Raw genomic sequence first — 26,671 nt, 5'->3', positions numbered from 1 at the left:
CCGGAAATGGAAGCGAACCTGTTCCTCCTCCAGAACCTGCTCCTCCTCCATAATCTACTCCTCCTCCATAAAGGGGTAGCGGTAGTCTTTCGGGGGAACAAAGTTCTCCTTGATGGTCCTGGGAGACACCCAGCGCAACAAATTGATCATGGATCCTGCCTTGTCGTTGGTTCCCGATCCGCGGGCTCCTCCGAAGGGCTGCTGACCCACCACGGCACCGGTGGGCTTGTCGTTGATGTAGAAGTTGCCCGCACAGTCGGATAGCCTGTTGGTCAGATCTTCAATCACGTAGCGGTCCTGGGAGAATATTGCTCCGGTAAGCGCATAAATGGAAGTGTCATTCAGTATCTCGAGGGTTTCGTCGATCTCCTCATCCTTATAGACATAGATGGTCAGGATGGGCCCGAAAAGCTCTTCTTCCATGGTCACGTATTTTGGATCGTGGGCCTGAATTACGGTCGGCTCAATAAAGTAGCCTACCGTTTTATCATAGCCGCCCCCGATGATCACATCCGCATCCTTATCTTTTTTGGCCCGGTCGATATAAGCGGACAGTTTTTCAAAGGTGCTTTCATCAATAACGGCATTAAAGAAATTGATAAAGTCTTCGGGCGGACCCATTTTGATTCCCCGGACCATATTCTCCATCTGCATTTTCACCTCGGACCACAGGCTTTCCGGTATATAGGCCCTGGAAGCTGCCGAACATTTCTGTCCCTGATACTCAAAGGCACCGCGGACCATGGCCACAACCAGCGCTTCGGTGTCGGCCGTGGGATGGGCGAAAATAAAGTCCTTCCCCCCGGTTTCACCCACAATGCGCGGGTATGATTTGTACTTGTGAATGTTGTTCCCGATGGTTTTCCATATGTTCTGGAAAACTTCGGTGGAACCGGTGAAATGGATCCCGGCAAAGTCGGCATGGGAGAAGATCTCGTTTCCGGCAACGGGTCCGGAAACAAACATCAGGTTGATCACACCGGCGGGTACTCCGGCCTCCATAAAGGCATCCATCAGTACCTTGGCTGAATAAACCTGGGTATTGGAACATTTCCATACCACGGTATTTCCCATCATGGCTGGTGCAGAGGGCAGGTTGCCGGCTATGGAGGTGAAATTGAAGGGGGTGAGGGCAAAGACAAATCCTTCCAGCGGACGCTGTTCCACCCGGTTCCAGATCCCTTCCGAGGAGATGGGCTGCTGTTCGTAGATCTCGCACATGTACTTCACATTGAAGCGCAGAAAATCGGCCATTTCGCAGGCACTGTCGATCTCGGCCTGCATGACATTCTTCGACTGGCCGAGCATGGTGGCCGCATTCACCGTGTCCCCGTAGGGTCCGGCGATCAGATCGGCTGCTTTGAGAAAGATCGCTGCGCGATGCTCCCAGGACAGGGCTGCCCATTTTTCTTTAGCTTCCAGGGCAGCTTTAATGGCCATCTGCACGTGGCTGGCATCACCCTTGTGGTAATGGCCAAGCAGGTGACTGGTCTCGTGGGGAGGATGAATGGAAACCAGCTTGCCGGTCCGGACCTCCTTACCTCCTATAATCATAGGGATGTCCAGGACCTGTGACCTCAGCCTTTCAATTTCCTTCTTTAAATCGGCGCGCTCCCTGGTGCCCGGAGCATAGTTTCTTACCCGCTCGTTCACGGGTACAGGAACTTTAAAAAACCCTTTTGACATAATCTTCCGTTTATTTTAAAAATGACTCACTTTTTCCGGCGGCTAAGATACCTCCTTCCCGCTCATTCTGCCACATATTCTACAGCAGATAATAAGGCAAGAAAATGCTTTTAACCTACAAAAAATGTGGATTTTATCATGTTTTAAATAAAAAGGGCTACCTCCGGAATGTTGCACAGCAGAAATTGAATTCTGATGCCGGGCAAACAGAACCCGGAGGCAAAAAAAATATGAACAAAACCCGCTCTGGCGTGTTATTTATACTGAGTCTGAATAGTTATTATGTTTAATCATTAAAACCCCGGATACAATGTCATTCAAATTACCCGATTTAAGTTACGACTATAATGCACTGGAGCCCCATATCGATGCCAGAACCATGGAGATCCACCATTCGAAGCATCATGCGGCTTATACCGCCAACCTGAATAAAGCCGTGGAGGGGACTTCCCTGGAAGGCAAATCCATCGAAGATATCTTTGCCGGAATGTCTGCACATCCTGTCGCTGTCAGGAACAACGGTGGCGGTTTTTACAACCACAATCTTTACTGGTCCGTGATGGGTCCCAACGGAGGCGGAGAGCCCGCCGGTGAACTGCTGGAAGCCATCCACAGCGCTTTCGGATCCTTTGCAGATTTTAAAACAAAATTCAGTACGGCCGCCGCCACCCGTTTTGGCTCCGGCTGGGCCTGGCTGGTCAAAAAGGCCGACGGCTCCCTGGAAGTATCCTCCACGCCCAATCAGGACAATCCCTTAATGGACCTGACCGAGGTAAAAGGAACCCCCGTACTCACTATTGATGTATGGGAACATGCCTATTACCTGAACTACCAGAATCGCAGGCCCGACTATATTGAGGCCTTCTGGAACGTGATCAACTGGGAAGAGGTTGCCAGGCGTTTCAAATAAATTTACTGATCGTTACTTGTTAACAAGGAGGCTGTATCAAAAGGTACAGCCTCTTACATTTGTACCCACTCGTCGCATAAAATCTTTATTACGTAAACCGGGCTTGCGAGCTCAGACAGGGCTTGCGAGCTCAGACAGGGCTTGCGAGCTCAGACAGGGCTTGCGAGCTCAGACAGGGCTTGCGAGCTCAGCTCAGCTAATATTTGCAGCTTTACTTACGAGTATAGCCTTCAAAGCTGGCGAACAGAGCATACCCTCTTTTCGGGTTTTTTGCATGTAACAGAGTTGCAACTTCTCAACAAGTATCAGACATGCAATTCTAATTTTCCCATTTCTAAAATAATTGTATAATATTGTATTTCAATACCTTATAAAGATGTCAAAATATTTGGATAAAAACTGAAATGTAACAAATTTGAAAAATGTAACCCCTTTGTTACACCCGGATTTTGCCAAAACAGACTACCCTGTATTCATAATTTGCTCATAGCAATCAAGAAAAACCCTGAGAATAGTGAGACTGCCTGAAGGTAGAGCGACCATTTCAGGCCGGCAAAGAAGAAAAAGCAACTTTTAATACTGCCTGCTTGTTTATTCCTGAATCCTGAGTTTCCTTTTTTCGAATAAAAAGAAATTGGCCATTTTCAGGTACTCAAATACCACTTCCTGAATGTCTTCGCGGCTTTTCCACCAATTCCCGGAATTAAATCCGGAGTAGCTGCTGGGACTGCAAAACAGTTCCGGCTCATTTTCCATGGATCTGAATGCCGCTTTGAAAATTTGGTAGGCCCGGCGGGTGTGCGAACTTGATGTAACCAGCAGCACGCTGCCGACACCGTTTTGTGTTTGCAGGAAATCCCTGATAATCTGAGCTTCCATTTGCGTGGAAGAGGCATCGCCAGGCAGGATCAGGATATTCTCAGGCGGAATTCCCAGGACCACCAGGGCATTCCGTGCCCGGGTACTTTCCCTGATTAACTCTACACCCCGCTTTTCGAGCTCCCTGTCGGCTCCCATATCTTCCCTGACAATCCACACCTTAGCGGCTACCTGGTCCTTGTACAGGTCCGCCACCTTCAATACCCGGTCTGCAATACGACCCGTGAGCATCACCATCACATCGGCCTGCCGGGGAATATCTTCTTTCACCAGCCAGGTGCCCGCCTTCCGGCAGCCTCCCACGGCCAGGACTAGCAGAATGACTAAAAAAATCAGTATGTAGATCCGGCGTTTCACAACTCTTTATGCATTAAAACCCGGTTATATGGCCGCCTCAGAGGTGGCCGCCTCAGAGGTGGCCTCCCCGGAGAGGATTGCGGCCGCCTCCACTTCCTTAAATACCCGGGTGAGGTTTCCGCCCCAGATCTTCTTAATCTCTTCCGCACTGTAGCCCCGGCGTACCAGTTCCAGGGTGATGTTCCCCATCTGGCTAACATCAAAACAGTCTTCCAGTCCCCCTCCCCCGTCGAAATCGGTGCCGATCCCCACATGATCAATGCCGATCAGTTCCACGATATGGTCGATATGGTCCACCGCATCGCTCACGGTGGCCAGCTCCTGGGGGAACTCCCTGTTCACGGCATACCAGTCTTCCAGAAAAGCCTCCCTGGCCGCATTATCCAGCCGGTTATAGTCTCCGTGCTTCTCCCGAACCGCGTCCCGGGCCGAGTCGCGCTCCGGATTCGGAGCAGGCGTTTTCAAATAGGCGCTTAGAATGCACAGCTGGATCACCCCGCCATTCTCCTTCAGCTTCAGCAGCATCTTATCGCTCAGGTTCCGGGGATTGTCGCATAGCTCCCGGGCACAGGAGTGGGAGGCAATGACGGGGGTACGGCTCTTCTCCAGAACATCGTAAAAAGTGTTGTCGGATGCGTGCGAAACATCAATCAGCATCCCCAGGTCGTTCATGCGTAGCACCACTTCTTCGCCCAGGGGGGAGAGACCGCCGTGTTCCAGGCTGTCGGTGGACGAGTCGCAAAGATCGTTGTTTTGGCTGTGCACCAGGGTCACATAGCGGATCCCTTTCTGGTAATAATGATCCAGCAGCTCGGGCCTGTTGCCCAGGGGATAGCCGTTCTCCAGGCCTATGTAGATGGCATGTTTCCCTTTTTTGGCGATCCGGGCCAGATCGCCGGAGCGGGTGGCCACCTCCAGGTCAGCCGGGTACTTTTCCACGGTTTGGTAGATCTGCTTCGTGATCTCCAGGGCCTCTTCCATGGCCCTCCGGTTGCCTTCCGGGCTGCGCTCGCCCTGCCCCACAAAGACGGCGAACCAGATCCCGTCCATGCCGCCCTCCTTCATCCTGGGCAGGTCGATCTTGCTGCGGGTCTCGCGGGGATCGTTCCGCACTCCAAAATCGTAACCCATCCGGTTCAGCCGCAGGGGGGTGTCGGTATGGCTGTCAACCGTATAAGCCGCCTCATGAATACGGGCGGCTTTTTTTACCAGTCTGGTTTCAGAATCGGCACAGCCTGTAAGAACCAGGACTGTGACCAGCAGGGGGATCCATGTTCGCATGAAAAAACGGGATTAAATGAAGACGCAAATAAGCCAAAAAAGCGGATAAATCAAAGCTGAATTACAGGAGAGGATCATTTTTCCCGGCCATGAAACGCTCCAGGATGGAATCGTCGTTGATCTCTTTGGAGAGAGAGGCAATGGTCTCCATGGGCACATCATACAGGTCGAGCACCAGCAAGCCGTCAAGGGCATCGTTAAACTTGGGATCCAGGTTGAAGCCGATGATGCGTCCGTTGAGTTTCAGGTAGCGCTTGAGCAGGATGGGCATGGAATAGTCGTTGGGCTCCACCTCTTTGATTAAACGGTCAAACTTGTTCAAATCGTCGGTGTTCTCCAGGATGACCTCCTCGTCCACGTTGAAACCGGGGACATTGTAGCGGGTACGTGGCCTCACATAACGCGCAAGCTTCCGGTCGAAGTGATGGGCACGGATATACTGCATGATAAGTCCGCGTGAAAACTGCGAGAAGTAGTTGCTGATACTGACCGGACCGATCAGGTAGCGGTACTCGCTGTGCTTCAGCAGGAAGTAAAGGATCCCTTTCCAGAGCAGGAAGAGCGGCATGGGCCGGCGCTGGTACTCCTTGATGATAAAGGAACGCCCCAGCTCCAGCGACTGCCTGAGTGTGGGATGGAAACGGCGGTTCATCCGGAAGAGGCTCTGCAGGTAGAAGCCCTTGACCCCGTAACGCCGCAGGATCTCCTCGCCCTTTCCCACCCGGTAGGCCCCGACAATCTTGTTTTCCTGGTTATCCCAGACAAAGAGCTGGTTGTAGTAGAGGTCGTACTCATCCAGGTCCACGGAGCGGTTGGTTCCCTCGCCCACCTCGCGGAAAGTGATCTCCCGGAGCCTGCCCAGCTCCTGCATGATCTGCGGGATCTCCGTACTGGGGGTGCAGAATACATCAAACTGATCGCTGGAAAAGAGGGAATATTCCTCGCGGATCTTCTCGATTTCATCCAGGATGAGCCCTGCGGGGATGGCTTCGGCAATGGCCTCGGGCTTTTTGTTCCGGTTGATGCGGGGCCTGAAGAACTTTTTCACTTCCAGGACCGAACCCAGGGCGTAGGTTTTGGCCCGCAGGTAGCGCCCATAGGTGCTGATATCGGTAAAACTCTCCTGCTCCTTTACGCTTACCGGATTTCCTATGCGGATCCGGATCTTTTTGTGTTTCTTATTAAATACTTCGGCAGGAAGGCGAACGGTACGCAGGGAGGGGTGGATGAGCCCAAGGATATGGAAGAGCCGGGAGTTGGAACCCTGGAAATAGACCGGAACCACCGGAACCTCTGCCTTCTTGATCATCTTCATGGCCGGGTACTGCCATTCCCGGTCGCTGATCCCGTAATTATCTTCGTTGTAGCTGGACACTTCTCCTGCCGGGAACATCCCCAGCACTCCCCCGCTCTGCAGCTGCTCGAGAGCCATCTTCACGCCGCCCAGGCTGGATTTGGCCTCCTTTCTGCGTTCAAAGGGATTCACCGGCAGCATATATTCCGACACCGGTTCGATCTTGTTGAGCACAAAGTTGGACATCACCTTGATGTCGGGACGTACCGCCGAAAGGACCTTCACCAGCAGCATCCCGTCGATCCCCCCGAAGGGATGGTTGGAAACGGTGATAAAGGCCCCGGTTTTGGGAAACTTGGCCAGCTCCTCCCCGCTGATCTCATAGTCCAGTTTCAACCTGTCGATGAGTGCATCGATGAAGTCCATGCCCCTGAGGTGACTGATCTCCTCATAAAGCTTGTTCAGCTTGTTAATACGCAGCACAGTCATCAGCACCTTTGCGGCACTTGCGCCTCCCATCCCTCTTTTCAGACGCGCGGCTTTAATAAATTCGTCTGTTTCGACCAGTTTCAATCTCGTAGTTTTAATATAAAGTTGGTGCCAAGGGTTTATCGCCGGAGCCCGGGATTTATTGCTGAAGCCTAAGATTCGCCCCCGGCATACACCCAGAATGTGTTACAAAGATAGAGAAAGTTTATCTTTACGCATGAATCTATTAAAGCAGCCCATTTCATGAAACGTTCCCGTTTGCTCCTGCTGGCCCTGCTGTCGGCCCTCCTGCTCTCCTTTCCCTTCTTTCGCTGGGGGACCGGTTTTTATCTGATGGTGGGCTTTGTGCCGCTGCTCTTTGTGGAGGAGGAGATCGCAAAACGGAAGGCAAAGCACGCCCGGAAAGACCGCAAAGGCTCGGTCACGGGATATGCCATGCTCGCCTTTGGGCTGTTTGTGATCCTGACCACCTGGTGGGTCTACTGGGCCACCTGGACCGGTATCGTGGCCTCGGTGATCGTCAATGGCGGTTACATGACGCTGACCTTCCTGCTGTTTCACCGGGTGCGCAGAAAGCTGGGCGACCGGCTGGGCTATGCCGCCTTTGTGGTCTTCTGGCTGGCCTTCGAATTTCTGTATTTGAGGGCCCAGGTCAACTTTCCCTGGCTGGTGCTGGGGAACGGATTTGCCAATGACGTAGTTCTGATCCAGTGGTACGAGTGGACCGGGGCCCTGGGAGGATCGCTCTGGGTGCTGTTGATGAATGTTTTTTTCTTTAAACTGGTGAAGGGCTGGCTGGCCAAACGCACTTTGGGTACCAGAGGCTCTTCGGGAGTCAAAGCCTCGATAGCGGCCAACCGAACCCGGATCGGCTGGGTACTGGGACTGCTGGTCATCCCCATGCTTATCTCCCTGGTTCGTTTCCTGAGTTACGAGGAGATGGAGGACCCCTACGAGATGGTGGTGCTGCAACCCAATATTGATCCCTTTGAGAAGTTCGGGGCCATTCCGCAGGAGCAGCAAACCGAATTCCTGCTGCAAATTGCCGATTCGCTGGTGACCGCGGAGACCGAATATATCATTGGCCCGGAGACCTTTATTAACAGTCCGGGCCTGTGGTTATCACTGATCGACCAGCATCCCGAGGTCCGGAAGCTGCAGGCTTTCCTGAAAGATTATCCGAAAGCCAAGCTGGTGATCGGGGCCAGCACCTACAAGCTTTACAAGGAGCCCTCGGAATTCACCTCCACCAGCCGGCCCTACCGCCAGGGGCCCGACCGCTGGGACTATTTTAACTCGGCCTTCCAGCTGGATGCCAGCGGGGAGATTCCCGTGTATCACAAGTCCATGCTGGTCACCGGGGTCGAAAAAATGCCTCACAAGGAGCTGCTAAGTTTCCTGGAGAATCTGGTGGTGGAGCTGGGAGGGACCATGCGGGGCAATGGCACCCAGGAGTTCCGGGAGACCTTTGCCTCCCCCCGGGACGGTACCCGGGTGGCCCCGGTCATTTGCTGGGAGTCGGTATTTGGCGAATATGTGACCGACTACGTGAGTGAGGCGGGCGCCCATTTCCTCTTTATTATTACCAACGACGGCTGGTGGAAAAACACTCCGGGCCACCGCCAGCACAACAGCTATGCCCGCCTGAGGGCCATCGAAACCCGCCGCAGCGTAGCCCGCAGTGCCAATACCGGCATCAGCTCGCTGATCGACCAGCGGGGCGTGGAACTGGCCCGCATCGGATGGTGGGAGCGCTCGGGCCTTCGCGGCACCCTCAACAAAAACGACCGGCTGACCTTCTATGTAAAGCACGGCGACTACCTGGGACGCATTGCGGTCCTGCTGACCGTGATCCTGCTGCTCTACAGCTTTGTGTTCCGGTATATTAAAAAATGAATAAAACCAAATCCCTTCCAGGAAAAACAGACAAATTCATGCAAGATTTTTCAGCCATCAAACCCACAGAGATCACCGACAACGTATTCAAACTGCTGGATAAGGACTGGATGCTGATTACCGCCGGCACCCCGGAGGACTACAACACCATGACCGCCAGCTGGGGCCATATGGGCATCATGTGGAACCTGCCGGTGGCCATCGGGTGGATACGCCCCCAACGCTACACCTTCGAATTTGCCGAGAAATACAGCTACTTCACCCTGAGCTTTTTTACCGAGGAATACCGTAAGGCCCTGCAGTTCTGCGGTTCCCGCTCGGGCCGCGACCATGATAAGGCCGCCGAGACCGGACTGACTCCCGTGGCTACGGAAAGCGGGAATGTCTTCTTCCGGGAGGCCCGGCTGGTGATGGAGTGCCGCAAACTCTACGTGGATGACCTGAAAGCCGAAAACTTCCTGGTTCCGGAGATTGCCCGAAAACACTACGCTGCCGGGGATTTTCACCGCTTCTACATGGGGGAGATCACCGGGGTCCTCCGGCGATGATGCAGCGAGCCGGGATGCAGCAGCGAGCCGGATTTGAAATAGCGGTTTTTAAGCCATTCTCTGAAAAGAGGATCCGCAAAAACAGTGGTATGGCCGCCTGTGTCAATGATTTCCTTGCTTTCCAGGCTTTGTTTAATCCGGGAGACATGACCGGACGATCCAAGCTGGTAAGCCTTCATGGTTTTCTGAGAACAGAGTTTAGAACCTTCCTTCACCAGGGCATGCAAATAATTTAACTGCCTGGGTGTTAGTTTTTCCACGGTCTTTAGGAATTGAGGCTCAAAATGAAGGAGAAGATCATTCAATGCCACGTCCATGATCTTCATTGTACACTGGTTCCGGGTCCTGATCAATACATGCCAGGCAAAAAGCTTCAGATAGAATGGATGGTTGTCTACGATGTAGGACATCAGGATCGAAATTTGATAGCCCATCCTTTTATTGTTTTCGTGGAAAAGCTTTCTAATGCCGGCAGACCGGTGTTTTGCAGGATCGTGCCTTAACTCAAAAAGCTGGCCCAGGCCGGAAAGGGGGCCGGGAGCGTGGACCAGTTTCCTGAAATGAACCGTATTAATACCATAGAGGCAGAAAATGCAATTCTTTTGATTTATGGAATATCGTCTGAATATTCTCAGGAAGGAATCTGCATCCCTGAAGCGGTGAAACAAATGGACATTGGACAGGAAGACCCCCACACGAATTCTTTTTTTTCGGGCTATGACAGAGGGCAGCCTGAGCGATGCCACACTGCCAGAGGGGACTTCTTCCACTTGTACCACCTCTTGGAATTTTTGACGGAGCATGGTCTGGAAGAGGTCGAGAAAGGATGCAGATGTCTGAGCCAGTCTCACATCTATATAACAGATTTGGATATCCCGGTGCTTTTCTTCCAGCTGGAATCCCAGTTCTTCTACATATTGCTGTATCCCCCAGTGCTGATCCGCAGTGAGTATTAAATGCCTGTGCGAATTCAACTTTCCCAGGAACTTCTCAAAAAGCCAATCATGCTCCACGTTGAACAATTCAGACATCTGCCCGAAGGAAAGAAAGGGGGTATTCATTTTCCGGTTTTTTGGTGGTAACAACCAGGTTATATCCTGTTAATACTATTACTTCCCATTTATCTGCCATTTCAGGCCTGATGTTTTATATCTCATTGTATTTGTGACTGTTACAAGACTCTCCGTGAAAGGTTAAGAAAATAAGAAATGCAACATAATCACAAAATGTAACAGCCTTGTTCGCTCCAAATTTTGGGAAACGACCCCCCCAACCCTCTTTAAACCCTCCAAGAAACCGATGCGATCCTCCCGTTCACAAAATCCTGAACAAGCCGGGGACCAAACTAAACAGTCAGGGGATCAAACTAAACAGTCAGGGGATCAAACTAAACAGTCAGGGGATCAAACTAAACAGTCAGGGGATCAAACTAAACTGTCCGGAGACCAAACTAAACTGTCCGGAGACCAAACCAAACTGTCCGGGGATCAAACCAAACTGTCCGGGGACCAAACAAAACAGTACGGAGACTGGATGAACATTCCGGGGATCAAACTAAACTGTCCGGGGGCCGCCACGCTACTTTTCCAGGGAGAAGAGGAACTCCAGTCCCCCGTCCCTGTAATTCCTGGCGGAGATCTCGCCGTTATGCAGCTGGATGGCGTTCTTCACGATGGCCAGGCCCAGGCCGGTCCCGCCGGTCTTCCTGGAACGTCCGTCGTCGATCCTGTAAAACCTTTCAAAGATGCGGTTCAGGTGGATGTCATCGATACCCTTACCTGTGTTGGCAAAGGAGAAGTAGTAGTTCTTTTTATCTTCCAGGTAGCTGGAAAGAAAGATCTGGATGTGATCGCCCCCGTATTTGATCGCGTTATCGAAGAGGTTATAGAAGATGGAGAACAGCAGGGATCTGTTTCCTTCGATTTCCAGTTTCCCGGGAAGATCCAGATGTACCTGGATATGGTGTTGGTCCAGTTTCATTCTCAGCTGTTCCCGGACCTCCTCCACCACCTGCGTTATGGATACGGGATTTAACTCATAATACTCGCCTGCTTCCTCAATCCGGTTGAGGGTGGAGAGATCATCGATCAGTTCCGAGAGGCGCTGAGCCTGGGCATGAGCCTTCTCCACGAAGTAATCTTTCTTTTCAGGTGTGATGCTTTCATGCTGGATGCTCTCCAGATATCCCATCACCGTGGCCACAGGCGTTTTCAGTTCATGGGCAATATTGGAGGTCATCTGCTGCTTGATCAGCTTTCGCTTCTCCAGTTTGGTCGTATCCAGGATGACGATCTCAAAGCTTTTATCCTGGAAAAAGAAGCACTTCACATTGAAGTAGCGGTTGCCCTTTTGCAGATCCATGTCCATATGTGGAAGCTCGTCCTCCTGGAGCATACTGGATTCCTCCAGGTGCCGGTCGATAAACTTTATCACCGGTCTTAACTCCCGGATCTTGAATATTTTTTCGGCGGTAAGGGCCGACTTTTCCGACAGCAGGTTCAGGTTCTGTATAAAATGGTTGTTGGCCAGCACTTTTTCCTTCTGCGGGGAGAAAAACGCAATCCCTTCGTTTAGGACGCTCAGATGGCTGTACAATTTGTTCTTCTCGATCACCAGCTTCTTCCGTGCATCATTAAAATCCTTGTATAAGGATGTGATCTGGGTGCTAATGATCCCCAGTTCATCTTTGGGAAACTGGAACGATTCATTGATCTCCTCGCCGCCGCGCAGGCGGATCGTAAAATCCTTAAGTTTATTAATGGTCTCCGAAAACCTCCGGGTCATATAGAACAGGACAATGGAGGTCGCCAGGAAGAGCAGGGCCAGGTAGAAAATGAACAGACTCTCCACATTCAGCAGGTCCCTGATCCCCACATCATAGAGGGTTGCGGTTCTGATATAGTATTCCGGGTAACGTTTCGCATAATAGTAGTAACTTTTCCCGGTGGTGGTCGATTTTCTGATATTTCCGCCCGAACCGGATTCCAGTGCCTCCTGAAACTCAGTCCGGCTCAAATGGTTTTCCATGGAGCTGTAATCCGGAACCTCGCTGTCGTACAACACGGTACCCCCCCGGTCGGTCATGGTCAGGCGGATGTTCCGGGCCGGAAGGATTTCCAGAATAGAGTCCATGAGCATATACTGGCCCGAGCGGGTAATCGCTTTGTTTTCCAAATATTTATGAGCAATCTCCGTGATATTATCCAGGGTGCTTTCCAGCTGCAGTTTCTTGAAATTCTTCTCGCGCTCGTACTGGAAAACCAGGACAAGGAGGGTAAAAACTGTAAAAATGGCTGAAAAAGAAAGAAATAAACGCTGCCTGAAACTCATGGAACTAATCTTTTTCAAAGGCATAGCCATAGCCCTGTTTGTTCTTGATGTATTTCCCGTAGCTTCCCATTTTTTTCCGCAGGTGGGTGATATGTACATCCACGGTCCGCTTGCTGACCACCACGTCTTCGTCCCATACACGCTCCAGGATCTCCTCCCTGGAATGAATATGGCCTTCGGCTTTCACCAGCATGGTGAGTATTTCAAACTCCTTCCGGGTGAGCTCAATCTCCTCTTTTTTGATCTTTAGTTTTCGCTTCTTCAGATTCAGAACCAGGTCATCTACCGTGACGGACGACTTTCCCCCGGGCTTTTCCCGGGAAGTCCTCTTCAGGACGGCTTTTACCCGGACAATCAGCTCCTTGATGGAAAAGGGTTTTGTAATATAGTCGTCGGCTCCCAGGCTGAAACCGGTCAGTAACTCATCCTCGGCGGCTTTGGCGGTAATAAATATGATGGGAACGGACAGCCCGCGCTCCTTCCGGAGCAACTTGGCCAGCTTGAAGCCCGACATCTCCCCCATCATCACATCCAGCAGAATAAGATGGAAGGATTCCATATCTTTCTTCAGAGCCTCCCTGGCCGAATAGGCCACTTCCACCTGGAAACCCTCTCCTTCCAGGTTGAACTGGAGAATTTCGCAAAGATCCTCCTCATCGTCCACGATCAGTAATTTATAGTCGCCCGTTTCCATGAGGATCAGTTTTTGTGTATCCGGATCAGCCTGTGCCCTTCAGCCAGCTCAGATAGCTCGCCACATCCAGGTCGGTGCCTTTGGGCTCGCCCAATACCTCGCCATCGGCATCCATAATCACATAGAGCGGGATGGTATTGGTGCGGAAGTTGGCTATTTCAAAGTCGATATTCTGCTGTCCGATGGTTTTTTTAACCTTCCCGTCCACCTCCGAGGTGTACCACTCCGATTCGGGGAGCCGGGTGCGGTCGTCGGTATAGAGAGCCACGATCACAAAGTCGTTCCGCAGGGTGCTGAGCACTTCCGGGTCGGACCATACAGCCGCTTCCATCCTCTTGCAGTTGGAGCAAAAATGACCCTTGAAATCGATCAGGACCCGCTTTCCGCTTACCCTGGCACAGGCCAGTCCTTCTTCCAGGCTGTAAAAGCCTGTCAGGCCGAAAGGCATATGAAACAGACCGGCATGCCTGACCGGGGTGCACTCTTCCTGCTGATCGGCTGCTGCCAGGGGAGTCCCGCTGTAGACCGCCCGCTGTGTCAGATCGATCCCATTGGGCGACTTGGCCGGCAGAAGGGGCGAAATGGTTTTCAGCTCGTAACCAAAAAGTCCCAGGAAGAGGTAAACCACAAAGGTGAAGGAAGCCACGCTCAGCAGGAGGCGGGGCACGGAAACATGCGGCAGGTCGCTGTCGTGGGCAAATTTGATCTTTCCCAGCAGGTACAAACCCAGCAGAAAGAAGAGTACGATCCAGACGGCCAGGTATAGCTCGCGGGTCAGTATCTTATTGGTGGGATCCAGGGCCATCAGGAACTTCATACTGAAAGCCAGTACTATAAAGCCAAGCACCACCTTGACGGCGTTGAGCCAGCCACCCGACCTGGGCAGTCCCTTCAGCCAGGAAGGGAAGATGGCAAAAAGAGTGAAGGGAATGGCAAAGGCCAGTCCAAAGCCAAACATTCCCAGGATGGGCTTCAGGGCCAGTCCCCCGGCCGCTTCGACCAGCAGCGCACCCACGATGGGACCGGTGCAGGAGAAGGAGACCAGAACGGTGGTCACGGCCAGGAAGAAGACTCCCCCCAGTCCGCCTTTATCCACCTGGCTGTCGGCCTTGTTGGACCAGCTGGAAGGCAGCACCAGCTCGAACATGCCAAAGAAAGAGAAGGCAAATACAATAAAAAGGGCAAAGAAGATCAGGTTGGGAATCCAGTGGGTGCTCAGCGCATTGGCTGCATTGGGGCCCACGTTGGAAATGCTGACGATGACTCCCAGCAGGGTGTAGATGGCCGTAATGGAGAGTCCGAAAACCAGTCCCCGGAAAATCCCGCGGGCCTTGCTTGCACTGCCCTGCATAAAGAAACTGACAGTCATGGGGATCATGGGGAAGACACAGGGGGTCAGCAGAGCCAGCAGCCCCAGTCCGAAGGCCAGCCAGAAGAAGCGCCAGAGCGAGCGCTCATCTTCCAGGGCGGGAACCCCTGCCACGGCAGTACCATCCTCTTCACCGGCCGCAGCTCCAAAGCTTATCTCCGGGCCGTCCTCTCCGGGAGTCCCGGCTCCCGGGGTTTCCGCCGGGCCGTCCTCACCGCTCTCTGATGCAGCGAGCTCTCCGGGGGCCTCAGCAGCTGCTTCCACGGCTTCACCACCGATGTTCACCTCAAAGGTAAAGGGCACAGACATCGGAGGCAGACATACCTCGTCGTCGCACACCTGGTATTCGATCTCGCCGCTTACGGTCCGGGTGCCAGTACCTTCAAATTTTACTTTCTGCCTGAATTCGGCTTTTTTCTCAATGGTACCCACCTCCATCTGAAAGCCCTCGTCAAATTTGACTTTGGGCTTGCTTACCTCCATAATATCGTCCACCAGGCTGTAGGAGTCCGATTCATCGTACCAGGGTTTGGTGGGGATGGGCCCTCCGGGGGGAAGATGGGCAGAATAGAGGTGCCAGGGATGATCGATATCGGCAGAAAAGACCAGTTCGGCCTCCTGCCCGTTTACATTCTGAATGGTAAAGGTCCATTTTACCGGATCCTCCACCTGTGCAAAAACGGAAGTGGCCATCAGGACAGCCACGCCCGTTAGTATCGTTCTGATCTTCATGAATTCTTTAGTTATTATCACCAATGCTAAACAATTCTCAAAGCGAAATGTTTACTGCTTAGTGCCGTTTCCGGCGCAGTTCTTCACCCTGTTCGTTGTAGATCCTGTACTCCAGAAAATGGAGCGATTCCAACGCGTTGATCTTGATCTTGCATTTCAGCTCCTTACGCCACTTGCGCTCCTCCGAGTTAAAGCCTTTGGTCAGGTAGGTGGCCACAAAGGGATGCAGGGCCACATCCAGTTTCTTACTCTGGTTCTCGGTGATCAGCAGGGAAAGCTCGTTCTTGACCAGTTCCGGAAAGAGAATGGGCGGTTGAGCTTTTCCGCTTCCCGCGCAGGTCGGACAGTTTTCGGCGGTTTCGATATGCATCTCCGGGCGCACACGCTGACGGGTGATCTGCATCAGGCCGAATTTACTCAGGGGAAGGATGTTGTGTTTGGTCTTATCGGCCGACATGGCCTCCTTCATCCTGTCGAAAAGTTTCTGCTTGTTCTCCTGCCGGTGCATATCGATAAAATCGACCACAATAATGCCACCCATATCCCTCAGCCTGAGCTGGCGGGCTACTTCATCTGCCGCTGAGAGGTTTACCTCCACGGCGTTGGTTTCCTGGTCGCTGGATGAACGGGAACGGTTCCCGCTGTTCACATCAATGACATGAAGAGCCTCGGTATGCTCAATGATCAGGTAGGCCCCCTGCTTAAATGAGACTGTTTTTCCAAATGCCGCTTTGATCTGCTTCAGCACCCCAAGCTTGTCGAAGATCGGTTCCTTGTCCGTATATAACTTGACGATCTTCTCTTTTTCGGGAGCCACCTCCCGGATATAGTCTTTTATTTCGCCGTACACCTTTTCGTTACTGATATGGATGCCGTCGAAATTTCGGTTCAGGTGATCGCGGACTACCGCCGATTCACGGCTCAGTTCACTGATAACCAGGCGTGGGATCCCTTTGGTGGTGAGGTGGTCGAACGACTGTTCCCACTTTTTCACCAGGTTACGCAATTCATTATCCAGCTCGGCCACTTTTTTTCCCTCAGCCACGGTACGCACGATGATACCGAAGTTCTGCGGCCGGATGGCCTGCAGGAGATTTTTAAGCCGGTCTTTCTCCTCCTGGGAGGAGATTTTGGAAGAGATTGAAATTTTATCGGAGAAGGGCATCAAAACGATGTTCCTTCCCGCAATGGAAATTTCGGAAGTCAGCCTCGGACCCTTTGTTGAAATGGGTTCTTTGGCGATTTGTACAAGGATATATTGCCCCTGCTTGAGAATCTCGTTGATCTTCCCGTGTTTGTTAATATCAGGAAGACGCTTGAATTTACTGATGGGGATAGGCCGTCCCTTCTTGTCAAGGACCTGTCCCAGGTATTTGTTCAGGGAACTGAATTGTGGGCCCAGATCAAGGTAGTGAAGAAAAGCATCCTTCTCGTAACCCACATCAATAAATGCAGCATTTAACCCGGGCATGATCTTCTTTACCCTGGCCAGGTAGATGTCTCCTACCGAAAAGCGCTGCTTAAGCGATGATTCATTTAATTCAACGAGCTTACCATCTTCAAGTAGAGCAATCGAAACCCTCTCATTCGTAGAGTTGATTACCAATTCACTGCTCACAATATCTGCATTTATGAAGATTAAGCTGATTATAAAACAGAAATAAACCTAAAGCCCTGTCCGGATGCTTTAGGTTTAGTTCATTAAGGAGGTTACGTATCTATTTCCTCTTCTTGTGCCTGTTTTTCCTCAAACGCTTCTTACGTTTGTGGGTAGCCATCTTATGTCTTTTTCTTTTTTTTCCGCTTGGCATCTCAGGATTTTTTTACTTTACATTGGTTTTTACCTTGCTAACGAAAGTTTTGGCTGGCTTGAAAGCAGGAATGGAGTGTTCAGGAATAATAATGGTCGTGTTCTTGGAAATATTACGGGCAGTTTTCTTGGCCCTTTTCTTCACGATGAAACTTCCAAATCCTCTTAGGTATACATTTTTGTCTTTACTTAGTGAGTCTTTCACTGTCTCCATGAAAGCTTCTACAGTTTTCTGGACAGTTACCTTTTCTATTCCCGTGTTCTTGGAAATCTCGTTTACGATATCTGCTTTAGTCATTTTAAAAAACCTTTAATTATCAATGATTTACATTAGTTTCTACGTTGCGAATTGCAAATATAAATACTTTTACGTGAATATGAAATTGTTTTGAATTAATTTTTATTTTAGTACGCTATAAATAAGAGTATTATCAATTTGCGGAGGCGAATGTAATGAAATTTGGCGGAAAAATCCGAGGGTGGTATGAAAAAAATGGCAGAGACCTTCCCATGCGCTCGACCAGAGACCCTTACCGCACCTGGGTGGCCGAGGTAATACTGCAGCAAACCCGTATGGATCAAGGACTTCCATACCTGAAAAATTTTCTGGAAGCGTTTCCCGATGTAAGAACCCTGGCCCGGGCCCGGGAGGATGAAGTGCTCAGGCTGTGGCAGGGACTGGGCTACTACAGCCGCGCACGCCATATGCATGCTTCAGCCAGGCAGGTGGCAGAAGAGATGAACGGGGTTATGCCGGCTGATTACCAGGGATTACTGGCTCTGAAGGGGGTGGGGAAATATACCGCGGCGGCCATCGCCTCCTGGTGCTACAAAGAGCCCCTGGCAGCGGTCGATGGAAATGTCTCCCGGCTTATTGCCCGCCTATACGGGATCGGGGAAGCCATCAACACTCCCGCGGGAGAAAGGCAGATATATGCCCTGGCCACGGAGCTGCTCGAAGGCTCCGATCCCGGGGAGCACAACCAGGCCATGATCGATTTCGGGGCTTTGCTCTGCACCCCGGTATCGCCCCGGTGCCAGGAGTGTCCGCTTTCTGACCGCTGCCATGCCCGGCTTAGCGGAACAGTGGAACAGTTTCCGGTAAAGATCCGGGGAAAAAAGCCGGTAAACCGCTGGTTCTATTTCTATATTATGACCTCCCGGGGGGAAACCATCCTGGAGAAACGGGGCGACTCCGGTATCTGGAGGTCGCTCTACCAGTTTCCACTGGCCGAATACCAGGCCCCGCAGAGCGATTCGGAGATGGTGCAGGAAATCGAAGCGCTCTACCGGGGAGGGGAGTCAGGCATTCAGGAGCTCTCCCCCACAATCAATCAACTCTCCCCGACGATCCGGCAGCTCTCCCCCACGATCCGGCATCAGCTGTCGCATCGCACCATTCACGCCCGTTTTATCCACGTCGAACTGCCCTCATTCGGTGCCGGCCTCCCTGCAGGCTGGATCGTTGTACCCGTGGGACAGCTGGATCAATATCCGGTACCCCGGCTGATTCAAAGGTACCTTGAATCAGTCAAAATTTAGTATCTTTGAATCCATACTTAATTACAATCTATGTCAGTAAACAAAGTAATCCTTGTGGGGAACGTGGGTAAGGACCCCGAAACAAGGTACCTGGATGAATCAACGGCCATTACGAAATTTCCCATGGCCACCAGCGAGACTTATAAAAACAAGGCCGGTGAGCGTGTCTCCACCACCGAATGGCACAACATCGTGCTGTGGCGGGGACTGGCACAGGTGGCGGAGAAGTACGTGAAGAAAGGGACCCAGATCTATATTGAGGGACGGATCAAAACCCGCTCCTATGAGGATGCCGACGGGAACAAGAAATACATCACAGAAATTGTGGGCGACCAGATGCAACTGCTGGGACGGAAGCCGGACGATGCAGACGGGGATACTCAGGGCAGTGGCGGATACACAGAAAGAACAAGCCCGGCTTCTTCCGGAGCTCAAAGCTCCCAGGATAAACCACAGGCACAGGAGCGCTCCCCCTCCCGGGAGACGGGGCCGGAGGATGATCCTTTTGATGAAGGGGACAACGGACCGGATGATCTTCCGTTTTGATGGAACCAGGTTTTTCAGTCATTTTGCTTCAAACGGTACTGATGCCTCTTACTTCGGAGGCCATCATCGCGATGGTGGTCGTGGCTGTTTTGCTTTTCTTCTCGGCCATGATTTCAGGTTCGGAAGTAGCCTTTTTCAGCCTGGGCCCCATGCACATCTCTGATCTGAAGGAGCACCCCTCCCGCAAGGAGACCCTGGTGCTTTATTTGCTGGAAAGGCCCGAGAGGCTTCTGGCTAATATACTGATTACCAATAATTTTATTAATGTTGGCATTGTAATTATTGCCTCCTTTGTCACCAGCTCCATCTTTAACTTTTCGCACGCACCCCTGCTTGGATTTTTTATCCAGGTCGTCATAATCACCTTCCTGCTGCTGCTCTTCGGGGAGATCATGCCCAAGGTCTATGCCAACCGCTTTGCCCTGAAGGTCGCCAGACGGATGGCGGGCCCGCTGATGATCCTGGACAAAATTTTTCAACCCCTGATCTTTATCCTGGTCAGCTCGACCACCCTGGTGAACCGCAGGCTGGCCAAAAAGAGGCAGAATATCTCCATGGAGGACCTGTCGGAGGCGCTCGATCTGGCCACCGATGTGGTGGAAAACGAAAAGGAGATGCTGGAGGGAATTGTACGCTTCAGCAACCTGGAGGTGAGTGAGATCATGAAACCAAGGACCGATGTGGTGGCTGTGGATTTAAAAACCGATCTCTCCACCCTGATCCGGGTGCTTATCGAATCGGGGTTTTCCCGCATTCCGGTTTACGAAGAAACCTTCGATCACCTGAAGGGGATCCTGTATGTGAAGGACCTTCTGCCCCATATCAGGCAAAAAAACATGTTCAACTGGCAGAAGCTGATCCGCGAGCCCTTCTTTGTTCCCGTAACCAAAAAGATCAACGACCTCCTGAAGGAGTTCCAGGAGAAAAAGATTCATCTGGCCATTGTGGTGGATGAATACGGGGGTACGGAAGGGATCGTCACCATGGAGGATATCCTGGAAGAGGTGGTGGGTGAAATTACGGACGAATCGGACGGCACGGAAGAGTTCTACAGGAGGATCGATTCCCACACCTATATATTTGACGGGAAAACACTGCTGAATGATTTTTATAAGGTGACGGAGCTGGACGACGAACTCTTCGACGAGGTAAAGGGAGATGCGGAGACGGTGGCCGGACTTCTGCTCGAATTAAAGGGCGGGTTTCCGCGCCTGAATGATATGATGCCCTGCAAAGGGATCCAGTTCACCGTGATGGCCATGGACCAGCGAAGGATCAAAGAGGTGAAGGTATTTTTAAAAAACCCGGAGAAGAACGAATAAGCGGAGAAGAACGAATACGCAGTGAAGAACGAATACGCAGTGAAGAACGAATACGCAGAGGAGAAAGCATGAGTAAAAGCTATAGACGGAGAGATCCGGAAAGACGGAGAGATCCGGAAAGACGGAGAGATCCGGAAAGACGGAGAGTTTCAGAGAAACTCAGAGCACAGACAGGTGCGGGACTCACAGACAGGAACCCGGGTACGGGGAGATGGCAGATCCTGGCCCTTTGCCTGCTGCTACTGTCCGCCTCCTGCAAGCAATCCTATACCCCCAAACCCATGGGGTACCTGAAGATCAGTTACCCGGAAAAAGCCTACCATCTGTACGACTTGCAGGACGCCTACCGCTTCGAGATCCCCGACTATGCCCTGATAGAGAAAGACAGTGGCCCCAGGGCCGCAGATGGATGGATCAATGTCTCCGTTCCCCAGCTCAACGGGAAGATCCACCTGAGTTACGTAGCGGTGGATGGCCGGTTGAACGAGCTGATTACCGATAGCCGGGAACTGGTTTACAAACATACGGTGAAGGCATACGGGATCGATGAAACCCCGTTCATCCAGAGGGATCACAGGCGGTTCGGAATGATTTACGATCTGCAGGGAGATGTGGCATCCGCGGTCCAGTTCTTTATCACCGACAGTACCGATCATTTCCTGAGAGGCTCGCTCTATTTCAACTGCAGGCCCAACCGCGATTCTCTGAACCCGGTCATAGAATTCCTCAGAGAAGACATCCTGCATCTGATCGAAACCACCGAGTGGAAGTATTAATCAAATTTGTTTAACTTAGTCACCCCTCTCCGGGGATCTAACCGAGATATTGTGGGAGTATTTTTGAAAACAGAAATATTACCGGATTGCCATTTAGGTGTGTGGGAGATAACGGAGGATTTTGATACACTCTACGGCATGGTCAACCTGGTTGAAGTAGAGAAAACAAAACTCGACAGCTTCAGGAACATCAGCAGGAAAATTGAATGGCTCAGCGTCCGTGCACTGGTGAAAACCATGATCGGGAAAGATACCCGGATCCTCTATAATTCCGAAAACAAGCCCTTCGTAAGAGGCAACACTCACAACATCAGCATCTCCCACTCGAATAACCTGACTGCTGTGCTGATCAGCAAAGACCAGCGCGTAGGGATCGACCTGGAGTACATGTCCGGAAAGATAAGCAAGGTGGCCAATAAATTCATAAACGAACGGGAGACCATCACCCGGGATCCGGAGCTGTCGAAGTTTCACCTCTACCTGCACTGGTGTGCCAAAGAAGCCCTGTACAAGATTTGTGACAAACAGGACATCAACTTCCGGGACGGTATCACCATCGCGCCTTTCGTACCGGAGGAGCACGGTTTTATGAAAGGCCATGTGGTGAATGGCAACGGGGATGAAAGCTTTGAAATGGAGTATCTTCAACACGAAAATTACGCCCTGGTCTGGTGCGTCAAGAAATGAACGGTTTCTATCAGGAGCTTAAGGACAGGAGCAAGAAACGGATCGCTCTGCTGGTGGACCCCGACGGGTATGACAACGGGAGTCTGGAGGAGTTGATTGAATTGATCAATCTGCATCCGCCCGACCTTCTGCTGGTAGGCGGAAGCATCCTCTTTAAACCCATTGACATAAGCATTACCGCTTTGAAGCTGGGGACCAGATTGCCGGTCTTTATCTTTCCGGGAAATGTCTTTCAGTTGTCGGAGCTGGCAGACGGAATCCTGTTTCTCTCTCTGATCTCCGGACGCAATCCTGAATTCCTCATCGGAAACCACGTGCTGGCAGCCCCCCACCTTCGCAGAACCGGAATTGAGGTGATTCCCACCGGATATATACTGATAGAAAACGGGCCGGCGAGCTCGGTGGAGTATATGAGCCACACCCGGCCTATACCCGGAGATAAGACAGATATTGCCGTAGCCACTGCCATGGCCGGAGAGATGCTGGGACTGAAAGCCCTCTACCTGGAGGCAGGAAGCGGTGCGGTCCAGCCTGTTGCCCCCACTATGATCAGTGCCGTCAGGCAGGGAATTTCACTTCCCCTGATGGTGGGTGGCGGGATCCGTTCCGCGGAAACGGCCCTGGAGCTTTTCCGGGCCGGGGCCGATATGATTGTGGTTGGAAATGCCGTGGAGAAAGATCCCGGCCTGATCAAAGTCTTCTGCGAATCCAGGGACAGCTTCAATAAAAGCCTTACTTAACCAACTCCCGGATCACCTCGCCCGTCACATTATCAGGCATGGAAATCTCCATAAAGGATGCAATGGAAGGGGCGATATCGGTGGGAGACACCCGGGAGGGGATACTCACCCGGTTTATCTTCCAGCCATAGAAGATCAGGGGTACGTGGGGAGCATACCTGAACTCCTGGTAGACCCCGTCTCCCAAATTGCTGTGCTCCACCCATCCGGGGGTCAGGTAGAGGATCACATCCCCGGAGCGCTTCTGGTAATAGGAATTCTGTATCCGGTTCAAAACCCCGTCGGTGAAGTAATTCTGCTGCAATACATAAGCCTGAAGGGCATTGGAGACCCCGTTAATCTGCACCATAAACCGGGCCACCTTATCCTGAACATCCTCCAGGGAAAGGTTGGAGTCCTCGATCAGCTGGTGATTCAGATAAATCTGCTGGGCATAATAAAAGGTGACCCAGTCGCCTCTTCCATAAATGGCATTCAGATAAGATTTCAGAAGCGAGATGCTGGTCCGGTAGTTAAAAAAACCAGAGGGGATGCGGCTTTCGGCCAGATAGTCCGGGTCCACCGCCAGGGCATTTTCAGCGGTCAGGTAGATCAGGACATTTTCCAGGCCAAGCTGCTCGTCCAGAAATTGAAGCAGATGAGCCAGGTCTGCATCCAGCCTCAGGTACATATCCTGTGTCTCCACCGACCAGGTGGAGTAGTGATTGGCCAGGTATTTGGTAGCCGAAAATCCGATGTGGATCAAATCGGTGTATTCGTGCCGACCAAGCTCTTCGTGAACGATGGCCGCGATGGCCATGTCCTTGGTATAGGTGTTCCCCCAGGGGGTGTTCATCAGTATGCTGTAGTCCTTTCCGCCCTTACCGTCGGAGCTGATCCGGGCCAGATCATAGGGAAAGGTAATCTGCCCGTGGATCCCTGTTTCATAAGGATTATTATCCAGCATGCTTTCTTCGTAATCGGCGATGGGACGAAGGGTCTCCCAGGTCCGTTCCAGATAGAGATCCCGGAAGTTCCTGGCATTAAATTCATTCACCCAGGCGGGAAGAGAGTCCATGTAATAACTGCTGGTGACCCAGTTGGCACGCACGGGATCGAGCCAGTAGGCCCCCGAAGCGGCATGTCCGGCCATCAGCACCGCTGCCCCGGGGTCCATGGAAACTCCGATGGAACGCGATTTGAAACGGCTCTGCACCCTGATCTGGTCCGACAGCGTGCGGCTGTGCAGGGCCCGGGGGGAGTAGGTTCCGGTCCCGTAGGATCCTCCCAGGGTCGTCTGTTCGCTGTCCCCGATGCTGTGGACGACCTCATTGGAGAGGCGGTGGTACCAGTAATCCGATACAATCCCATGTTCGCTGGGCCGGGTGCCCGTTGCAATGGACGCAAAACCCACTGCCGGATCGGTAATCAGATAGTTGTACCGGGCATTCTTGCAGTTGGCTCCGGTGGTGGCCATTTTTTTGAATCCGCCCTCCGAAAACTTGTCCCAGTAAACCGACAGGTAGTCGTACTGCATTCCCGAAACCGTGATCCCCACGATCAGCCTGGGTTTTTGCGGCGGGATCTTCTGTCCCTGCAGCGATACCGACCCTACTGCCATCAGCACTAAAATTCCTGCCCAGGGTAAACGGCTTCTTTCCATAATCCTGTCTTTTTCGAATGCAAGCATCTTACACCCCCACATCTTACACCCCCAGCAGGGCACTCACCTGTTTACAAACATTCTCACCGGTAAAGCCCAGCTTTTCGTCCAGCACCTGGTAGGGTGCGGAATAACCGAAACTTTCCAGTCCGAACACGATTCCATGTTCTCCCACCAGTCCCTGAAGGGTCACAGGCAGGCCGGCCGTAAGTCCAAACACCGGAACTCCTGAGGGAATCACTTCTTCCTGGTACTCCTCTGGCTGGTCGCGGAAGAGTCCCTCAGAAATAAGGGATAACACTTTTATATTCAGTCCTTTATCCTTTATCAGCAGTTCTGCTCCCGCCAGAAGGGTGGATACCTCCGAACCAGAGGCCACCATCACCACATCGGGAGTCCCCTTACAGTCCAGCACCACATAAGCTCCCTTCTCCGCCTGCAGCGCATCGGTGTACCTGTCAGAGCCGGGCAGGGCCGGAATATCCTTTACTCCCTGCCTGGAGAGGATCAGTGCCGTGGGGGAAGCCTCGTTTTCCAGCGCCATTTTCCAGGCTACCGAGGTCTCCAGGGCATCGGCCGGACGCAGGACCAGCATGGAGCGCCTGCCATGGTGATTTCTCAAATGTTCCAGCAGGCGGATCTGTGCCTCCTGCTCCACGGGCTGATGGGTGGGACCATCTTCTCCGACCCGGAAGGCATCGTGGGTCCACACATATTTTACAGGCAGCTGCATCAGGGCAGCCATCCGGACCGCGGGCTTCATATAATCGCTGAACACAAAGAAGGTCCCGATCACCGGGATCACTCCGCCATGCAGGGCCATTCCGTTGGCCATGGCGGCCATGGTCAGCTCACTGACTCCTGCCTGGAGGAAGGAGCCGCTGAAATCGCCACGTTTAAAAGCGCTGGTGTTTTTCAGATACCCATCTGTTTTGTCACTGTTCGAAAGATCGGCCGAAGCCACGATCATATTCCCGATCTTTCCGGCCAGGCTGGCCAGCACCGCTCCGGAGGCTCCACGGGTAGGTGCCCCGGCCTTCTGCCCGATGGCCGCGAAGTCAATCTCCGGGAGCTTTCCCTCCAGGAAGCTCCTGTACTTCTCAGCCAGTGCCGGGTTGGCTTTTTCCCAGGCCGCCTGTTCCGCCCTTTTTTTGGCCGCTTCCTTCCGTTTCTCTTCCAGGATCGCATGGTAGGCCTCCCGGACCTCCCCGAAAATCACGAAAGGATTCTCCGGATCCCCTCCCAGGTTGGCGATGGTCTTCTCAAAAGAGGCCCCGGCTTCCGACAATGGCATCCCGTGCATGGAGGTCTTTCCTTCGAAGCTGTTTCCGTTCTCATCCAGGGCCCCTTTGCCCATAATGGTTTTTCCTATGATCAGGCTGGGACGCTCCTTTTCGGACAGTGCCGACTCCAGTGCCTGGAAGATTTGGAAAGGATCGTTGCCGTCGATCAGGCAAACGCTCCAGTTCCAGGCCCTGTACTTGGCGGCAGTATCTTCGGCCGAAACCTCTTCGGTCCGGGTGGAGAGCTGGATATCGTTGGAGTCATAAAACATGATCAGGTTCGACAGGCCCAGGAAACCCGCTATACGGCCGGCTCCCTGTGAAATCTCTTCCTGAACGCCCCCGTCGGAAATAAAAGTATAGGTCTTGTGGGAAAGCCACTCCCCGAAGCGGGCAGCCAGGAAGCGCTCCGCAATGGCCGCTCCCACAGCCATGGTATGGCCCTGTCCAAGCGGTCCGGAGGTATTCTCCACCCCACGCTTCACATCCACTTCGGGGTGTCCGGGGGTGGGACTTCCCCACTGCCGGAAAGAGCGAAGCTCCTCCGGGGAATAATGCCCGGTGAGCGCCAGTATTCCGTAGAGCATGGGCGACATATGCCCGGGATCCAGAAAAAAACGGTCTCTCAGCGGCCAGGCTCCATCGTCCGGATCAAAGCGGAGAAACCTGGAATAAAGCATCTCTGCAAAATCGGCACCGCCCATGGCTCCACCCGGGTGTCCCGATCTGGCCTTTTCCACCATGGCAGCGGCAAGGATACGAATGTTGTCTGAAGCGAGGCTGTGAATCTGAAGGTTCATGAATTTGCTGTTTTAGAACGAAGCCCAAAATTACCCATTAATATTTAAAACAGGTCAC

21 protein-coding genes are annotated in these 26,671 nt (G+C 52.3%); 9 read left to right on the top strand and 12 right to left on the bottom strand.

Features of this window, described 5'->3' with window-relative positions; genetic code table 11:
- Positions 1-54: 54 nt before the first annotated feature.
- Positions 55-1,686 carry an L-glutamate gamma-semialdehyde dehydrogenase gene (pruA, locus tag P1P86_10945; GenBank protein ID MDF1575693.1) on the bottom strand — a complete coding sequence of 544 codons (1,632 nt, stop codon included), beginning with the start codon at positions 1,684-1,686 and terminating at the stop codon, positions 55-57.
- Positions 1,687-1,996: 310 nt separating this feature from the next.
- On the opposite strand from pruA, the gene P1P86_10940 reads away from it, so the two are divergent.
- Positions 1,997-2,596: a superoxide dismutase gene (locus P1P86_10940; protein ID MDF1575692.1), complete on the top strand. Its 600-nt coding sequence runs from the start codon at positions 1,997-1,999 to the stop codon at positions 2,594-2,596.
- Positions 2,597-3,187: 591 nt separating this feature from the next.
- Here P1P86_10940 and P1P86_10935 read toward each other — a convergent pair.
- From P1P86_10935 to P1P86_10925, 3 genes are all read right to left on the bottom strand, one after another.
- Positions 3,188-3,832 (bottom strand): YdcF family protein, encoded by a 645-nt coding sequence (locus tag P1P86_10935; protein MDF1575691.1) that lies wholly within the window; start codon positions 3,830-3,832, stop codon positions 3,188-3,190.
- Between the two features lie 24 nt (positions 3,833-3,856).
- The gene (locus P1P86_10930; GenBank protein ID MDF1575690.1) at positions 3,857-5,113 is read right to left on the bottom strand and encodes a dipeptidase; all 1,257 of its coding nucleotides are present in this window, start codon (positions 5,111-5,113) and stop codon (positions 3,857-3,859) included.
- Positions 5,114-5,174: 61 nt separating this feature from the next.
- Positions 5,175-6,980 (bottom strand): GNAT family N-acetyltransferase, encoded by a 1,806-nt coding sequence (locus P1P86_10925; GenBank protein ID MDF1575689.1) that lies wholly within the window; start codon positions 6,978-6,980, stop codon positions 5,175-5,177.
- A 159-nt stretch (positions 6,981-7,139) separates the two neighbouring features.
- On the opposite strand from P1P86_10925, the gene lnt reads away from it, so the two are divergent.
- The gene (gene lnt, locus P1P86_10920) at positions 7,140-8,792 is read left to right on the top strand and encodes an apolipoprotein N-acyltransferase (protein ID MDF1575688.1); all 1,653 of its coding nucleotides are present in this window, start codon (positions 7,140-7,142) and stop codon (positions 8,790-8,792) included.
- A gap of 38 nt (positions 8,793-8,830) precedes the next feature.
- Entirely contained in the window at positions 8,831-9,340 is a 510-nt protein-coding gene (locus tag P1P86_10915; GenBank protein MDF1575687.1) for a flavin reductase, read from the top strand.
- On the opposite strand, the gene P1P86_10910 is transcribed toward P1P86_10915, so the two are convergent.
- The 6 genes from P1P86_10910 to P1P86_10885 form a co-directional block, all read right to left on the bottom strand.
- Positions 9,304-10,401, bottom strand: a complete 1,098-nt coding sequence (locus tag P1P86_10910; protein ID MDF1575686.1) for a hypothetical protein — start codon at positions 10,399-10,401, stop codon at positions 9,304-9,306. The genes P1P86_10915 and P1P86_10910 overlap by 37 nt on opposite strands.
- Before the next feature lie 517 nt (positions 10,402-10,918).
- Positions 10,919-12,670 (bottom strand): ATP-binding protein, encoded by a 1,752-nt coding sequence (locus tag P1P86_10905; GenBank protein MDF1575685.1) that lies wholly within the window; start codon positions 12,668-12,670, stop codon positions 10,919-10,921.
- A 4-nt stretch (positions 12,671-12,674) separates the two neighbouring features.
- Positions 12,675-13,364: a response regulator transcription factor gene (locus P1P86_10900; GenBank protein ID MDF1575684.1), complete on the bottom strand. Its 690-nt coding sequence runs from the start codon at positions 13,362-13,364 to the stop codon at positions 12,675-12,677.
- 25 nt (positions 13,365-13,389) lie between these two features.
- Positions 13,390-15,465 carry a cytochrome c biogenesis protein CcdA gene (locus tag P1P86_10895; GenBank protein ID MDF1575683.1) on the bottom strand — a complete coding sequence of 692 codons (2,076 nt, stop codon included), beginning with the start codon at positions 15,463-15,465 and terminating at the stop codon, positions 13,390-13,392.
- A 58-nt stretch (positions 15,466-15,523) separates the two neighbouring features.
- Positions 15,524-17,083 (bottom strand): Rne/Rng family ribonuclease, encoded by a 1,560-nt coding sequence (locus P1P86_10890; protein MDF1575682.1) that lies wholly within the window; start codon positions 17,081-17,083, stop codon positions 15,524-15,526.
- Between the two features lie 205 nt (positions 17,084-17,288).
- Positions 17,289-17,573: an integration host factor subunit beta gene (locus P1P86_10885; GenBank protein MDF1575681.1), complete on the bottom strand. Its 285-nt coding sequence runs from the start codon at positions 17,571-17,573 to the stop codon at positions 17,289-17,291.
- 155 nt (positions 17,574-17,728) lie between these two features.
- Here P1P86_10885 and mutY point away from each other — a divergent pair, with 155 nt between their 5' ends.
- The 6 genes from mutY (at position 17,729) to P1P86_10855 (ending at position 22,888) form a co-directional block, all read left to right on the top strand.
- Complete coding sequence (gene mutY / locus P1P86_10880) at positions 17,729-18,817, top strand: A/G-specific adenine glycosylase (GenBank protein ID MDF1575680.1); 1,089 nt, start codon at positions 17,729-17,731, stop codon at positions 18,815-18,817.
- A gap of 30 nt (positions 18,818-18,847) precedes the next feature.
- The gene (locus P1P86_10875; protein ID MDF1575679.1) at positions 18,848-19,363 is read left to right on the top strand and encodes a single-stranded DNA-binding protein; all 516 of its coding nucleotides are present in this window, start codon (positions 18,848-18,850) and stop codon (positions 19,361-19,363) included.
- 41 nt (positions 19,364-19,404) lie between these two features.
- Positions 19,405-20,685 (top strand): gliding motility-associated protein GldE, encoded by a 1,281-nt coding sequence (gene gldE, locus P1P86_10870; protein MDF1575678.1) that lies wholly within the window; start codon positions 19,405-19,407, stop codon positions 20,683-20,685.
- 68 nt (positions 20,686-20,753) lie between these two features.
- On the top strand, positions 20,754-21,461 hold the full coding sequence (gldD, locus tag P1P86_10865) for a gliding motility lipoprotein GldD (GenBank protein MDF1575677.1): 708 nt from the start codon (positions 20,754-20,756) through the stop codon (positions 21,459-21,461).
- A gap of 99 nt (positions 21,462-21,560) precedes the next feature.
- Positions 21,561-22,148 carry a 4'-phosphopantetheinyl transferase superfamily protein gene (locus P1P86_10860; protein ID MDF1575676.1) on the top strand — a complete coding sequence of 196 codons (588 nt, stop codon included), beginning with the start codon at positions 21,561-21,563 and terminating at the stop codon, positions 22,146-22,148.
- Positions 22,145-22,888, top strand: coding sequence for a geranylgeranylglyceryl/heptaprenylglyceryl phosphate synthase (locus P1P86_10855; protein MDF1575675.1), 744 nt, complete (start codon positions 22,145-22,147; stop codon positions 22,886-22,888). The genes P1P86_10860 and P1P86_10855 overlap by 4 nt, the downstream gene beginning before the upstream one ends.
- Here the strand turns inward: P1P86_10855 and P1P86_10850 are convergent.
- Together P1P86_10850 and P1P86_10845 are read right to left on the bottom strand one after the other, a co-directional pair.
- Entirely contained in the window at positions 22,881-24,530 is a 1,650-nt protein-coding gene (locus P1P86_10850) for an alkaline phosphatase family protein (GenBank protein ID MDF1575674.1), read from the bottom strand. The genes P1P86_10855 and P1P86_10850 overlap by 8 nt on opposite strands.
- A gap of 43 nt (positions 24,531-24,573) precedes the next feature.
- The gene (locus tag P1P86_10845) at positions 24,574-26,613 is read right to left on the bottom strand and encodes a transketolase (protein ID MDF1575673.1); all 2,040 of its coding nucleotides are present in this window, start codon (positions 26,611-26,613) and stop codon (positions 24,574-24,576) included.
- Positions 26,614-26,671: the final 58 nt, after the last annotated feature.

The sequence above is a fragment of the Bacteroidales bacterium genome, from assembly GCA_029210725.1.
Classification (GTDB): domain Bacteria; phylum Bacteroidota; class Bacteroidia; order Bacteroidales.
The sequence above is the reverse complement of the archived record's forward strand: the minus strand, read 5'-3'. Positions and strand labels throughout refer to the sequence as shown.